The 13,308-nt window shown below is 62.9% G+C and carries 14 protein-coding genes; 3 read left to right on the forward strand and 11 right to left on the reverse strand.

Translation table 11 applies throughout. From position 1 onward, the window contains the following. Window positions 1–43: 43 nt before the first annotated feature. The 9 genes from CTEST_RS06585 to CTEST_RS06625 form a co-directional block, all read right to left on the reverse strand. Window positions 44–1,702: a formate--tetrahydrofolate ligase gene (locus CTEST_RS06585; protein ID WP_047253071.1), complete on the reverse strand. Its 1,659-nt coding sequence runs from the start codon at window positions 1,700–1,702 to the stop codon at window positions 44–46. A gap of 60 nt (window positions 1,703–1,762) precedes the next feature. After that, complete coding sequence (locus CTEST_RS06590; protein WP_311775542.1) at window positions 1,763–3,073, reverse strand: anaerobic C4-dicarboxylate transporter; 1,311 nt, start codon at window positions 3,071–3,073, stop codon at window positions 1,763–1,765. Window positions 3,074–3,212: 139 nt separating this feature from the next. Next, window positions 3,213–4,715, reverse strand: a complete 1,503-nt coding sequence (gene aspA, locus CTEST_RS06595) for an aspartate ammonia-lyase (protein WP_047253072.1) — start codon at window positions 4,713–4,715, stop codon at window positions 3,213–3,215. A 153-nt stretch (window positions 4,716–4,868) separates the two neighbouring features. Then, window positions 4,869–5,714, reverse strand: coding sequence for an ATP phosphoribosyltransferase (gene hisG, locus CTEST_RS06600; RefSeq protein WP_047253073.1), 846 nt, complete (start codon window positions 5,712–5,714; stop codon window positions 4,869–4,871). 15 nt (window positions 5,715–5,729) lie between these two features. Then, window positions 5,730–5,993, reverse strand: coding sequence for a phosphoribosyl-ATP diphosphatase (locus tag CTEST_RS13795; protein ID WP_047253074.1), 264 nt, complete (start codon window positions 5,991–5,993; stop codon window positions 5,730–5,732). Window positions 5,994–6,011: 18 nt separating this feature from the next. Beyond that, window positions 6,012–6,683 carry an HAD family hydrolase gene (locus tag CTEST_RS06610; protein WP_047253075.1) on the reverse strand — a complete coding sequence of 224 codons (672 nt, stop codon included), beginning with the start codon at window positions 6,681–6,683 and terminating at the stop codon, window positions 6,012–6,014. 5 nt (window positions 6,684–6,688) lie between these two features. Next, window positions 6,689–7,069 carry a hypothetical protein gene (locus CTEST_RS06615; RefSeq protein ID WP_047254276.1) on the reverse strand — a complete coding sequence of 127 codons (381 nt, stop codon included), beginning with the start codon at window positions 7,067–7,069 and terminating at the stop codon, window positions 6,689–6,691. A gap of 24 nt (window positions 7,070–7,093) precedes the next feature. Continuing rightward, window positions 7,094–8,347, reverse strand: coding sequence for a cysteine--1-D-myo-inosityl 2-amino-2-deoxy-alpha-D-glucopyranoside ligase (gene mshC / locus CTEST_RS06620; protein ID WP_047253076.1), 1,254 nt, complete (start codon window positions 8,345–8,347; stop codon window positions 7,094–7,096). A 10-nt stretch (window positions 8,348–8,357) separates the two neighbouring features. After that, window positions 8,358–9,224, reverse strand: a complete 867-nt coding sequence (locus CTEST_RS06625; protein WP_047253077.1) for an undecaprenyl-diphosphate phosphatase — start codon at window positions 9,222–9,224, stop codon at window positions 8,358–8,360. On the opposite strand from CTEST_RS06625, the gene CTEST_RS06630 reads away from it, so the two are divergent. Genes CTEST_RS06630 through CTEST_RS06640 form a run of 3 tightly spaced genes read left to right on the forward strand, consistent with a single transcriptional unit; the run spans window position 9,207 to window position 12,334 of the window. Next, complete coding sequence (locus CTEST_RS06630; RefSeq protein ID WP_047253078.1) at window positions 9,207–10,169, forward strand: aldo/keto reductase; 963 nt, start codon at window positions 9,207–9,209, stop codon at window positions 10,167–10,169. The genes CTEST_RS06625 and CTEST_RS06630 overlap by 18 nt on opposite strands. A gap of 23 nt (window positions 10,170–10,192) precedes the next feature. Continuing rightward, window positions 10,193–11,221 (forward strand): YncE family protein, encoded by a 1,029-nt coding sequence (locus CTEST_RS06635; RefSeq protein ID WP_201774801.1) that lies wholly within the window; start codon window positions 10,193–10,195, stop codon window positions 11,219–11,221. Further along, the gene (locus tag CTEST_RS06640; RefSeq protein ID WP_083985473.1) at window positions 11,222–12,334 is read left to right on the forward strand and encodes a quinone-dependent dihydroorotate dehydrogenase; all 1,113 of its coding nucleotides are present in this window, start codon (window positions 11,222–11,224) and stop codon (window positions 12,332–12,334) included. 3 nt (window positions 12,335–12,337) lie between these two features. Here CTEST_RS06640 and CTEST_RS06645 read toward each other — a convergent pair whose 3' ends face one another. Together CTEST_RS06645 and CTEST_RS06650 are read right to left on the reverse strand one after the other, a co-directional pair. Next, window positions 12,338–12,736 (reverse strand): hypothetical protein, encoded by a 399-nt coding sequence (locus CTEST_RS06645; protein WP_047253079.1) that lies wholly within the window; start codon window positions 12,734–12,736, stop codon window positions 12,338–12,340. Between the two features lie 24 nt (window positions 12,737–12,760). Next, a complete protein-coding gene (locus CTEST_RS06650; RefSeq protein WP_047253080.1) occupies window positions 12,761–13,300 on the reverse strand; it encodes a YbhB/YbcL family Raf kinase inhibitor-like protein in 540 nt (179 codons plus the stop codon). Between the last annotated feature and the right edge of the window lie 8 nt (window positions 13,301–13,308).

The raw sequence follows: 13,308 nt of genomic DNA on the forward strand, positions 1-13,308 counted from the left end.
AACTGCACTGGAGACCGGCGTCGTATATGAAGGTGGATGACTCTTAGAACAGGCCGGAGATCTTTCCATCTGCCGTGATGTCGATGTTGTCGGCTGCAGGCTTCTTCGGCAGGCCCGGCATCGTCATCACGTCTCCGGTGAGGACGACAACGAATCCGGCTCCGGTTCGCGGCAGGAGCTCTCGGATGTGAAGGGTGTGCCCTGCCGGAGCACCAAGTTCCCTCGGGTTGTCGCTGAATGAGTACTGCGTCTTGGAGATACAGACCGGGAGCTTGTCCCACCCGTTTGCCTTGATCATGGCGAGGTCTTTGCGAGCACGCGGGGAATACTCCACCTCCCCTGCGCGGTAGATCCGCTTGGCGATGGTCTCGATCGACTTCTCAATGCCCAACTGCGGGTCATACAGGGGCGTTGACCCCGATCGAAGGTTGTCCACAACGGCGCGGGCCAGGTCCTCAGCACCAGCTCCACCTTCCGCCCAGACATTGACCTCGGCCAAGGGCACCTGGAAACCTTTAGCCCACTCACGCATGAACTCTCGCTCAGCGACGGTGTCCGACGTGAATAGGTTGAGTGCCACCACTGGCGTGACGCCGAATTGCTGGGTGTTGGAGACGTGGCGGGCCAGGTTGGAGACACCCTCCTTGAGGGCCTCGAGGTTTTCTTCTTTGAGTTCATCGAGCGGGACGCCAGCGTTGTATTTGAGCGAGCGGATCGTCGCGACGATGACGGCGCCGTTGACATCGAGGTTGCCGTAGCGGGCTTTGATGTCGAAGAACTTCTCTGCCCCTAGGTCGGAGCCGAATCCTGCCTCGGTGAGAACGATGTCGGCGTGCTGTAGTGCCACGCGGGTGGCGATGAGGGAGTTGCATCCGTGGGCAATGTTGGCGAAGGGACCGCCGTGGATGTAGGCGGGGGTGCCGCCGAGCGTCTGGACGAGGTTGGGGTTGAGGGCGTCTATCATTAGGGCGCTCAACGCACCTTCAGCACCTAGTTGGCCGGCGGTGACTGGCTGGTTGTCGTAGGTAAAGCCGATCGTGATGTCGCGAACTCGCTGTTTGAAGTCTTCTAAGTCCGTTGCCATGCAGAGCACGGCCATGATCTCGGATGCGGCGGTGATGGTGAAGCCTGTTTCTCGGGGAATGCCGTGAGCCGGGCCGCCCAGGCCGGTGTTGACGTTGCGTAGGGCGCGGTCGTTGACGTCGAGACAGCGCTGCCAGGACACGCGGCGGGGATCGATGTTGAGGTCGTTGCCCTGGTGGATGTGGTTGTCGATGAGTGCGGCGAGGGTGTTGTTCGCGGCGGCGATGGCGTGAAAGTCGCCGGTGAAGTGGAGGTTGATGTCCTCCATGGGAACGATCTGGGAATATCCACCACCAGCAGCGCCGCCTTTGATTCCCATGACCGGTCCCTGGGAGGGTTCACGGAGCGCGGCGGCGGCCTTGTGCCCCAGGCGGGTCATGGCGTCGGACAGGCCAATGAGAACGGTGGATTTGCCTTCGCCTGCGGGTGTTGGGGAGATCCCGGTGACTAGGATGAGTTTGCCGTTGGCGGGTGAGTCAACGAGTTGGGTGATGTCTACCTTGGCTTTGGTGTTGCCAAATAGGGTCAGAGCTGCAGGATCGATACCCGCCCTGTCCGCTATATCGGTAATGGGTTCAAGCGTGTGAGCTTGTGCAATATCGACGTCAGATAAGACCATGCCCACCAGCCTAGTGGCTGGTGGGCAGTCAGTTCCTCAGATCACAGTTCGAATGTGGTTTTAGAGGATGATCGCTCCGAGGATGTAGCCCAGGATGACGGAGATCGTGATGCACACGACGCCAGGGAGCAGGAACGGGTGGTTGAAGACGTACTTGCCGATGCGGGTGGAGCCGGTATCGTCCATCTCGACGGCGGCCAGCAAGGTCGGGTAAGTCGGCAAGACGAAGAGTGCGGACACGGCCGGGAACGCCGCGATGGCAGTGAGCGGGCTGACGCCGATGGCCAGGGCGGCCGGCATGAGGGCCTTGGCGGTGGCGGCCTGCGAGTACAGCAGTGCGGCGGCGAAGAAGAGGACCACGGCCAGCAGCCAGGGGCTCGTTTGTAGGATGTCGCCTGCCAGAACCTGGATGTTCTCGATGTAGTGGTTGATGATCGTGGTGCCCAACCAGGCAACACCGAGGACACAGACCGCGGCAGACATGCCGGAGCGGAAGACCTGGGTCTTGATGATCTCATCGGCCGGGATCTTGGTAATGAGGACGATGATGGTGGCAGCGGCCAGCATGATGCACATGATGGCTTCGTTGCGCGGCAGTGACGGATCGGTGATGAGGCCGACCTGCTCGGAGATGGCAGTGGCGTAGAGCATGACACCGACGATGGCCACAAGGAAGACCCAGACGGAGGCCTTGGCGCCCTTGGGCGGGGTCCAGGCAGCCTGCCCGATGGGCTTGCGGACGAGGTCCTTGGCTAGACGGTCTTGGTAGACGGGGTCGTCGTCAAGATCGCGACCGAGGTGGTTGGCGAGGAAGGCTGTCGGGAAGATCGCCAGGAAGGTGGCGGGGATCATGATGCCCAACAGTTGGAGGTAGCTCACGCCCAGTGGCTCCAAGATGGAGGCCATGAAGACCACGGCAGCGGAGATGGGCGACGCGACGATCGCCATCTGGGAGGCGATGACGGCGACGGACAACGGGCGGGAGGGGCGGACGTTGCCTTCTTTGGCGACCTCAACGATAACGGGGAGCGTCGAGAAGGCGGTGTGGCCGGTTCCGGCGAACACGGTCATGGCCCAGGTGACGACCGGGGCCCATAGGGTGATTTGTTTGGGATTGCGGCGAAGGAACTTCTCGGCCAGGTGGACGAGGTAATCCATGCCGCCGGCGCGCTGCATAGCGGCGATGGCGGCGATAACACACATGATGATGCCGATGACATCGAAGGGAATATCCTCTGCGGTGACGGTGACGCCGGTGGCGGCGAGCAAGAGGACACCCAGGCCACCGGCGAAGCCGATGGCGATCGAACCCAGGCGGGCACCGAGGACGATGGCGCCGAGGACGATGAGGATTTGGAGGACCAACAACATGTGGGCCAATCCTTCCTTTATTGAGTTGGGCAACTCCTTCAAGTATCCGGCCGGGCGCATAGAAATGTCCACTTGTGTGGGTAATAACACAAGTGGACAGGGTTTCTATCCGGATTCTATTCCCGTATCGTTGGGAATTTTATGAATCGAGGTACAACGTACCGCGGAATTGGGGGTGCATGAGGTTCTCTACGCTGAGGACCTTGTTCAGTTCCTCTTCCTCCATCAAGCCGCGCTCCAAGATGATGTCCTTGACGGAACGCCCGGTGATCGTGGCTTCCTTCGCCACCATGTCACCGTTGTGGTGGCCGATGATGGGGTTGAGGTAGGTCACGATGCCGATGGAATTTTCCACGTACATGCGGCACACCTCCGGGTTAGCGGTGATGCCCACGACGCACTTCTCGCGCAGTCCGCGGGCAGCGTTGCCGAGGATGCGGATGGACTGGAACAGGGCCTCGCCCAGAACCGGCTCCATGACGTTGAGCTGCAGCTGACCGGCCTCAGCAGCCATCGTCACCACAAGATCATTGCCAAAGACCTTGAAGCAGACCTGGTTGACCACCTCGGGGATGACGGGGTTGACCTTGCCCGGCATGATGGACGAGCCAGCTTGGCGCGGGGGCAGGTTGATCTCATTGAGGCCGGCGCGCGGGCCGGAGGACAGCAGGCGGAGATCGTTGCAGATCTTCGACAGCTTCATGGCGGCGCGCTTGACGGCCGAGTGGGCGAGGACGTAGGCGCCGGTGTCGCTGGTCGCCTCGATGAGGTCCATGGAGGACTTGAGGTCCAGACCGGTGACCTCAGCCAGGGAGGCGGTGACCTGGTGGCGGTAGCCTGCCGGCGTGTTCACTCCGGTGCCGATGGCGGTGGCGCCGAGGTTGACCTCGAGGAGGCGGTCGGCGGCGTGGCGGAGGACGGCCTGTTCCTCGGCGAGGTTGTGGGCGAAGGCGTTGAACTCATCGCCCAGGGTCATCGGGACGGCGTCCTGCAGCTGAGTGCGGCCCATCTTGAGGATGTCCTGGAACTCGCGGCCCTTCTCATGGAAGGCCTTTTGCAGGAGATCAATCTCCTCGATGAGCGTGGTCATGGCGGTGTAGACGCCGAGGCGGAAACCCGTGGGGTACGCGTCATTGGTCGACTGCGACATGTTGACATCGTCATTGGGGTTGATGATGTCGTAGGCGCCCTTCGGCTCACCCAGGTACTCCAGAGCGAGGTTGGCCACCACTTCATTGGTGTTCATGTTCAGCGAGGTGCCGGCACCACCCTGGAACACGTCGATGGGGAACTGATCCATGCAGCGACCCTCATCGAGGATCTGGTCACAGGCCCACACGATCGCCTCGTACTTCTTGGCGGGCAGGGTGTGCAGGCGACGGTTGGCCATCGCGGCTGCCTTCTTCACCTGGACCATGCCGCGAATGAACTCGGGCACATCGTTGATTTGGGTGCGGGAGATCTGGAAGTTCTCCATGGCGCGCAAGGTGTGAATGCCGTAGTAGGCGTCCGCAGGAACCTCCATGTGGCCGAGCAGGTCTTCCTCGGTGCGGGTGGCGCGGGCGACGGCAGTGGAATTGTGTTCCTTGACGTCTTTCGCTTCTTTCTCGGACTTCGGCTGTGCCTTAGTCGTTTTTGCCATGTGTGAGCATCTCCTCTGGGATTGGGTGTATTCCGTACAGGAAAGAATCGTGTTTGACTCCATGCTAGCCCCAAAACAGAAACCACCGCACCGCAGATTTTTTCTGCGGTGCGGTGGGGACGGACGGACGTCGATAAGCGAGAAGAAACGTAACTAAATACGCACGATTCGCAGTTCGGTAGCCAGGATTGCCTGGGCTCCGAGCTGGGAAAGCTCGTCCATGATGTCGTTGGCGCGGACGCGGGGTACCAAAGCGCGGACGGCGACCATGTCTTCGCGCGCCAGGGGCGAGACGGTCGGGGCGGACAGGCCCGGGGTGACGCGGGAGACTTCGTCGAGGCGATCACGGGTGATGTTGTAGTCGAGCATGAGGTAGTTCTGCGCGTGCAGGATGCCTTCGATGCGGGCGAGGAGAACGCGCTCGTCGGCCGTGAGCTCAGTGCCGGCGCGGGAGACGATGACGGCTTCCGAATCCACGAGCGGCTCGCCGAAGGTAGCCAAACCTTGTCGGCGCAGCGTGTTGCCGGTGGACACGACGTCGGCAATAGCATCGGCCACGCCCAGCTTGATGGAGATTTCCACCGCGCCGTCGAGGCGGATAACCTCAGCGTCGATGCCGCGAGCGGCGAGGTCGTCGCGCACCAGATTCGGGTACGAGGTGGCGATGCGCTTGCCCGCCAGATCCTCGATGCGCCACTCCTCGTCGGCGGGACCGGCGTAGTGGAAGGTCGAACCTCCGAAGCCGAGCGAGAGAACTTCCTGGACCTCAGCGCGGGAATCGCGGGCTAGGTCGCGCCCGGTGATACCCAAGTCGAGCATGCCGGCGGCGACGTAAATGGCGATGTCTTTGGGGCGGAGGAAGTAGAACTCCACGTCATTGGAGGTATCAAACACGGCGAGGGCTTTGGAATCTCCGCGGCCTTTATATCCGGCCTCCGCGAGAATCTCGACGGCAGCTTCGGACAATGAGCCCTTATTGGGCACAGCAATTTTAATCATGGTGGCGAAAGGCTCCTAGAGGTACTTATAGATGTCGTCCGGGTTGAGGCCGCGGGCGACCATCATGACCTGCGTCCAATAAATCAGCTGCGACATTTCCTCCGCGAGCTCTTCATCGGACTGGTATTCGGCGGCGATCCACACCTCGCCGGCCTCCTCGATGACTTTCTTGCCAATATGATGCACACCCGCGTCGAGGGCAGCGACGGTGCCGGAACCTTCGGGGCGGTCCTTCGCGCGGGCGGACAATTCGGCGTAGAGAGAGTCAAAGTTCTTCACGGCGATTAGAGTAGCCCACTACCCCGGCAGGCGCGCGAACCAGTCGCAGACTTTTTCAGCAGTGACCCCCGCAAAGGTGGTCTCCCCGTGCACATCTTTGAGCAACGTCACCCCGTCCGGACCAGCATCGGCGAGCCCGATGACTCGGCATCCGGCGGCCCGGGCAGCGGTCATTCCCGCGTAGGAATCTTCGAACACCAGGCAATCGGCGGGATCGGCCTGGACTCTGCGAGCCGCCTCCAGGTACATCTCGGGCGCCGGCTTGGGGTGGGTGACCTCATCCCCGGCGACGGAACCGGTGAAATACGAGGCACCGACCGCCGCGATGGAAGGATCGGCCAGTTCCCGTTCAGTGTTGGTGGTTACCAGCATCGGGACACCAGCTGCGCTGAACTGACCCAGTAGCTCCTGGACACCCGGGTTGGGTTCCAGCTGTTCAGACATGAGTTCTGCCATCCGGTCGTAGATGATCCGGCGTTGGGTGACGTAGTCCGCCTCTGACAATTGCACGCCCGCGTACTCGGCGCACACGTCGATGGTGTGCCGCACACTACCGCCGACGGTCGTCTCCCGCAGCTCAGGCGTGAGCCGCCGCCCCAGCCGTTCGCTGAGTTCGAAGGTGGCGATCCCCCACAGTGGCTCCGAGTCCACGAGGGTGCCGTCCATGTCCCAGAATATTGCTTTGAGCATGCGGCTTAATCTAGCTCAGGCAGATCCGCCAACGCCTCATCCTCGGCGCCGGTTGCTGCGGAGGCATCACGAATAATCTGGTTGAGCTCAGCCTTTTCCTCGGGCTCCAGCACGGCATCGTGGTGGGCTGTGTTGAACGTCTCAAGATCTCCGACCGTCTTGTTCACCACCGCGACCAATAGCTCCGAGGTGGGATCGGCGGGCAGGGCGTCCAGGCCGTCCAGCAGCTTTTCCAGGATGCCCCGCAATTCCGGCAGGACCGCCGGGTCGAAGGGCTGCTCCCAGAATTCTTTGTCTTCGTCCTTGAGGTAGCTTCCGGTGGAAAAGTCGGTCAACGTAGCAATGAACTCGTCTACAGCTGGTTGAAACTCAGCGCGAATGGTCATGCTGGCCATTGTGGCCGAAAATGGCTAAAGCCGCACTCCCAGGAGGGAATCCAGGGCAGTAGTCACGAGTTCCGCTGCGCCGTCCTCGTCATCGCCGCGGGGCTCACTCGCCCACTTATCGACGTTCGCGAGTGCCCCCGGCGTGTCCACGTCCGCCGCCAGGTGCGCGCGGAGGTCCTGGACCAGCGCTCGCGCGCTGTCCAGGGTTCCAGCGTGGGCAACAGCCTGGCGCCAGGTGTCAAGCCGCGCCGTGGCGGTGTCGAGGATCGTGTCGGACCAATCCCGGTTGGCGCGGTAGTGCGAGGCGAAGACACCGAGCCGGATCGCGGAAGGATCGACGCCCGCGGCGGTGAGCTTGGAAACGAAAACGAGGTTGCCCAAAGACTTGCTCATCTTCACCCCGTCGAGGCCGATCATGCCGGAGTGGACGTAGTGCCCAGCCATGCGCTCACTCCCCAGACCGGCCTCGGCGTGGGCCGCCGAGAACTCATGGTGCGGGAAAATGAGATCACTGCCGCCGCCTTGGATGGCGAAGCTCTCCCCCAACCGATTCGTGGCGATGGCCGAGCATTCGATGTGCCAACCGGGGCGACCGGGCCCGAAAGGCGACTCCCAGGCGGGTTCGCCATCGCGGTGCGCCCGCCAGACGAGGGCATCAAGCGGGTCACGCTTGCCAGCCCGGTCCGGATCCCCACCGCGCTCGGCGAAGAGCTCATCCATCGTCGCGCGGTCGTAGTTGGACTCGTAGCCGAACTGCTTCGTCGCGGTAATGGAGGCGTAGACGTCCGGGTACTCGGGGTCGTCGACCACGTAGGCCGCTCCCCTATCCAGCAACCGCTGCACCAAGTCGATGACCTCATCGATGGATTCCATCGCGCCGATATAGTCCCGCGGCGGGATGACAGAGAGGTCCGTCATGTCGGAGCGGAAAAGATCGATCTGGCTGTTGCCGAGGTCGCGCCAATCCACGCCATCGCGCTCGGCGCGTTCGAACAGCGGATCATCGACGTCGGTGATGTTCTGGACGTAGTGGACCTCGTGGCCATTGTCTAGCAGCTGGCGGTGGATGAGATCGAAGGTCAGATACGTCGCGGCGTGCCCGAGATGGGTGGAATCATAAGGAGTGATTCCGCAGACATACATGCCGATGCTGCCATCGTCTTTCACACCGCCGACGGGGCGAATAGCCTCGTCGGCGGTGTCGTAGAGAGTGAGTGGGACGGTGGGACCCGCGGCGGCGTCGATACGCGGGACAACGGGGGTGGGCCAAGAACGCATGACTCACACTCTATACGGGCTGCAAGACACCGAACGCCAGCAAAGCCATGACGAGCAGGCCGACGGGGATGCGGTAGGCGGCGAACCACGCGAAGGAATGGTTGGAGACGAACTTCAGCAACCAGGCGATCGAGGCGTAACCCAGGACGAAGGCAATTCCCACCCCGAGCAGTAGCTGGGAGCCGCTGGCGGCCTGGCCAGCGGACGGGGCGAAGGCATCGGGAAGCGAGAAGAGGCCAGACGCCAGCACGGCGGGGATGGCGAGCAGGAAGCTAAAGCGAGTGGCTACCTCGCGGTCCAAGTTAAGGAACAGACCCGCGGAGATGGTGCCGCCGGAACGCGACACACCCGGGATGAGGGCGAGGCACTGCGCGAAGCCCATGATGATGGCGTCCTTCATATTCAGCTCATCAAAGGAACGCTGCTTCTTGCCGTACTTTTCCGCGAGGATGAACACGAAAGAGAAGACGATGAGCACGGTGGCGGTGATCCACAAGTTGCGCAGGCCCTCGCGGATGATGTCTTTGCCCAGGTAGCCGATGATGGCCACGGGCAGGGTGCCAACGATGACCATCCACCCCATGCGGTAATCAAAGCCGCGCAGCTCCTTATTAAACAGCCCGCGGAACCAGCCGGTGAGGATCTGCCAGATGTCCCGCGCGAAGAACACCAGAACGGCTAGTTCCGTGCCCAACTGCACCACGGCCGTGAACGATGCTCCGGCGTCCTGGCCCCAGAACAACTGGGAAACGATCCGCAAATGCCCGGAGGAGCTTACCGGCAGAAACTCGGTGAGACCTTGCACGATTGACAGGACAATAACCTGAATCCAACTCATGTTGTCTGCAGCCGCCGCCGCATGCGTCAATTCAATCATCGGGCTAACGCTACTACTACTGTGGACCGAGTGAAGCAGCGACTTGTGGGTGTCAGCGGATTGCGCGTGTCCGAAATCGGGTTGGGAACCGCCCGGTGGGGGCAGTCCACCACCCGGGAGGATGCCACCGAACTTTTGGGCATTTTTCTTAAATCCGGTGGCACCCTGGTGGATAGTTCACCAGCGTATGGGGCGGGCGCCGCGCAAGCCCTGCTGGCTGAGGTGTTGCACACGACGGGTATTCCCCGCGAAGAGATTCTGCTCTCCTCCTCCGCCGGCGTCGACCCTCATTCCCCGGTTGGCCGCCGCGTGGATTGCTCTCGACGTTCGCTCATCGCGCAGCTCGATTCGACCCTGCGGGCATTGGACACTGATCACCTGGATCTCTGGTCGGTCGGCTATTGGGATGAGAAGACTCCCCCGGCCGAGGTGGCGGACACCCTGGACTGGGCGGTGCGCACTGGTCGTGCCCGGTACGCCGGGGTTCGGGACTACGGCGGCTGGCAGCTTGCCGTCACCCAGTCCCTGGCAGGTGGTCGGATCGTGGCCACTCAGCACGAGTACTCGCTCCTTGTCCGCGGCATTGAGGAGGAGTTGTTGCCTGCGGCCACGCACCTTGGTGTCGGGGTCATTGCGGCGGCTTCCCTGGCCCGCGGGGTGCTGGCTGGTCGCTACCGCACGGACGTCCCCCGCTCGGCCCGCGCCGAGGTCCATGCGCTATTGGGTACGAAATCGGACACCGTGGTCGACGCCGTCGCTACCGCGGCCCACGGATTGGGCCTCCCGCCGGCCGTCGTGGCCTTGGCGTGGGCGCGTGATCGAGTGGGGGTCGCCTCCACCGTTGTCGGCGCCTCGACCCCGGCGCAGCTCACCGAACTCCTCAACGCCGCCGACACTCACCTCCCCCGTGCCATCACGAAGGCGCTAGACGACGTCTCCCGATAGGGCCCCTGATAGGCTGAACACTTGTGAAATCCGGACGTGTGACAGCCCTGGCGGCAGTGGCCGCCACTTCCCTTTTTCTCGGCGCCTGCCAGGTGGGTTCCTCCCCCGAGCCGGGACCGGAGATGGGCAATGCGGTAGCCACGGTTTCCCCGGCGTCGGAGAATCCGGCGGGCCGCGTTATCGACCTACCCTCCGATTACGCCGAGATCTCTGACATGGAGTTAGCGGGCGATGTCCTCGGGCTGCGTTCCGGCGCACGCCTGGTCGTGGGCACCGTCGCCGCCTTCGACGCCGGTTCCGCCACCTCGTTCGAGGTCCCGGATTCCTGCGCCGACCTCACCGCCACCGGCGACACGTTCGTCTTGGCGTGCGGGGATGAAGTGATGCTTATCGACGCCGCAGTGCCCACCACCGTCACCACCATCGCCGTTAGCGAGATCGCCCCGGTCGCCTCTGCGTCCCTCACCGGCACCGGTGAGCTCATCGCGGGTAGCGCGGACACCGACAAGGTCGCTGTGTATCGCGACGGCGAAGACCCGGAGGTGATCACTGTGGCCGGCCCCACCACCCAGCTGCTTACCGTCCCGGTGAACGGTGCCGCGGACGTTGCGGTGCGCACCAACCTTCCCAACACCACGATCCAGGACATCCACTGGGAGAAGAAGGCCCAAGGCGGCACGCTGCGCGTCGGCGTCGGCCTGGGCCAGATCGCCGGCGGGGAGGACGGCCTCGTCGTCGCCTCCGACACGATGGGTGACCAGATCGCCATCTACACGGCTACCGACGTCATCCGACTCCACCAAACGCACCCGGTTGATGACAGCCCCTGGGGCGTGGCCTGGGATTCGGGCCGCGACCTGGCCTTGATCACCTCCACCGCCACGAACACCCTCACCGGGTTCTCCATCGCCCAGGGTGTCCCGGAGGAAGAGATCTCCCTGTCCACGATTGCCAATGCCCACCACCTTGTCGTCTTGCCCACCGGCACCGTCGTCGTCGCTTCTGCGTCCGGCGACGGTCTGCAGATCATCGACGACCTCGAAGGAGCCTAAGTGTCCTTGCGTACCTCTGCTTACCAGGTGGCCCTCAAGGCCATGTTCACCCTCCGCCCGGAGCGGATCCACGGCCTCATCAACAATGGACTTTCCGTCCTGCAGTCGGTGGGACCGGCCAACCGCGTCTTGGGCAAAGTCGTCCCCGTCCATGATCCGGTCCTCGCCCAAGAGGTTTTCGGCCGCACCATTCCCCGACCTCTCGGGCTGGCGGCGGGTTTTGATAAAAACGCCACGTCCGCCGATGCGTGGACGGCCGTCGGCTTTGGCTACTCCGAGCTCGGCACCGTCACCGCCTCTCCGCAGGCAGGCAACCCCACGCCCCGCCTGTTCCGTCTCCGAGACGATCACGCGATCCTCAACCGCATGGGCTTCAACAATGCCGGTGCGGCCGAGGTAGCCCAGAATCTCCGGCGCCGCCGCTACGACGACGTCATCGGTATCAACATCGGCAAGACCAAGGTGGTGCCGGTGGAAGAATCTGTCGATGACTACCGTCGCTCGGCCACCCTCCTGGGAAACTTGGCCGACTACCTCGTGGTCAACGTCTCCTCCCCGAACACCCCCGGCCTGCGTGACCTGCAGGCCGTGGAGTCACTGCGCCCCATTTTGGCGGCAGTTCAGGAGTCGACCTCTGCCCCGGTGTTGGTCAAGATCGCTCCGGACCTCAGCGACGAGGACGTCGACGCCGTGGCCGATTTGGCCCTCGAGCTGGGATTGGCGGGCATCGTGGCAACGAACACCACCATTTCCCGGGAGAACCTGGTTACTCCGGCCGCCAAGGTCGAGGCCCTAGGAGCGGGCGGCATCTCGGGCCCGCCCGTCGCGGCCCGTTCGTTAGAAGTCCTCCAGCGCCTCTACTCCCGCGTCGGGGATCAACTGGTGCTCATTTCCGTCGGCGGCATCACTACTCCCGAGCAGGCCTGGGAGCGGATCGCCGCCGGGGCGACCCTTCTGCAGGGCTACACCGGGTTGATCTACGGCGGCCCCGACTGGATCCGCAACATCCACCGCGGCATCGCGGCTCAGATCCACGCTCATGGTCTCAGCAACATCACTGAGGCCATTGGCTCCGGCTTGGAATGGCGCTCATCGATCTTGTCTGAGCAGTAGCAGCTAGTCCTTTGGGATGAGCGATCTCCGGATGATCAGCGCGCAGAACAGCGCAAACACGGCGTACATGGCGAGCAGGTATTGCGGCATCCGGTAGATCGACTCGTTGGGGATGAAGCGGGCCACCACCACCAAGGCCACTGCCACGATGAGGGCGATAATCTGCGAACGCCCCGACGCTTGATCCTTTCGAATCGTGGCAAACGCCCCGAGGATCGCCGCAGCGAGCAACAGGACGAGCATGCGCCCGGTGACGTCATAGGGCTGACCCCAGCCGTCGCTGAACACGGCGATGACGGTGAAGACCAGCAGTGCCAGCGCCAAGGCCATGAAGGCTCCGCCGACTCGAAGTGCCAGCGGGACTCGGAAGACGGGCTCAGGCTGATTCTGCTTTGTGCTCATAGCCTGTAGAGCCTACTTGGTCGCCTACGTGGTTTCAGACCAACCCCAAACAATGGACCGGCCGAGCGAATGGAAGTACAGATTGAAGCCCAGCACCGTTGCGGTGGAGTCCGGATCGATGTCAAGCTTGTCGACGTCCACGGCATGCACCGCAAACAGGTATCGGTGCGGCCCATGGCCTTCCGGAGGGTAGGGACCGTAGTAGGCCTTTTCTCCGCTATCGCCGGCGAGGGTGACCACTCCCTCAATTCCCAGATCCGAACTGGAACCGGCACCTGAGGCCAACTCGGTGACGGAGACGGGGATGTTGAACACCGCCCAGTGCCAGTATCCCGACCCGGTGGGAGCATCCGGGTCGAAGCAGGTGATGGCAATCGACTTCGTGCCTTCCGGCAGATCCGACCACGACAGCTGCGGGGAGATGCTCGCGGGGGCCCGCAGGGACTCCCCTAGCTCGTCTCCGTCCTGAAAATCGGTGGAGGTGAGAGTGAAGGAGGGCAGATCCTTCAGCGGTGCGTAGGGGTCGGGTCCGGGGAAACGGGGATCATCGGCGTAGGTACTCATACCTTCTT

Origin of the sequence: Corynebacterium testudinoris, from assembly GCF_001021045.1 — a bacterium.
Lineage (GTDB): Bacteria > Actinomycetota > Actinomycetes > Mycobacteriales > Mycobacteriaceae > Corynebacterium > Corynebacterium testudinoris.

What these genes read in the sequence shown, in the direction of transcription:
- CTEST_RS06585 (WP_047253071.1), bottom strand. Translation starts at nt 1,702, where the DNA reads ATGGTCTTATCTGACGTCGATATTGCACAAGCTCACACGCTTGAACCC.
- CTEST_RS06590 (WP_311775542.1), bottom strand. Translation starts at nt 3,073, where the DNA reads ATGTTGTTGGTCCTCCAAATCCTCATCGTCCTCGGCGCCATCGTCCTC.
- aspA (WP_047253072.1), bottom strand. Translation starts at nt 4,715, where the DNA reads ATGGCAAAAACGACTAAGGCACAGCCGAAGTCCGAGAAAGAAGCGAAA.
- hisG (WP_047253073.1), bottom strand. Translation starts at nt 5,714, where the DNA reads ATGATTAAAATTGCTGTGCCCAATAAGGGCTCATTGTCCGAAGCTGCC.
- CTEST_RS06610 (WP_047253075.1), bottom strand. Translation starts at nt 6,683, where the DNA reads ATGCTCAAAGCAATATTCTGGGACATGGACGGCACCCTCGTGGACTCG.
- CTEST_RS06615 (WP_047254276.1), bottom strand. Translation starts at nt 7,069, where the DNA reads ATGACCATTCGCGCTGAGTTTCAACCAGCTGTAGACGAGTTCATTGCT.
- mshC (WP_047253076.1), bottom strand. Translation starts at nt 8,347, where the DNA reads ATGCGTTCTTGGCCCACCCCCGTTGTCCCGCGTATCGACGCCGCCGCG.
- CTEST_RS06630 (WP_047253078.1), top strand. Translation starts at nt 9,207, where the DNA reads ATGCGTCAATTCAATCATCGGGCTAACGCTACTACTACTGTGGACCGA.
- CTEST_RS06625 (WP_047253077.1), bottom strand. Translation starts at nt 9,224, where the DNA reads ATGATTGAATTGACGCATGCGGCGGCGGCTGCAGACAACATGAGTTGG.
- CTEST_RS06645 (WP_047253079.1), bottom strand. Translation starts at nt 12,736, where the DNA reads ATGAGCACAAAGCAGAATCAGCCTGAGCCCGTCTTCCGAGTCCCGCTG.
- CTEST_RS06650 (WP_047253080.1), bottom strand. Translation starts at nt 13,300, where the DNA reads ATGAGTACCTACGCCGATGATCCCCGTTTCCCCGGACCCGACCCCTAC.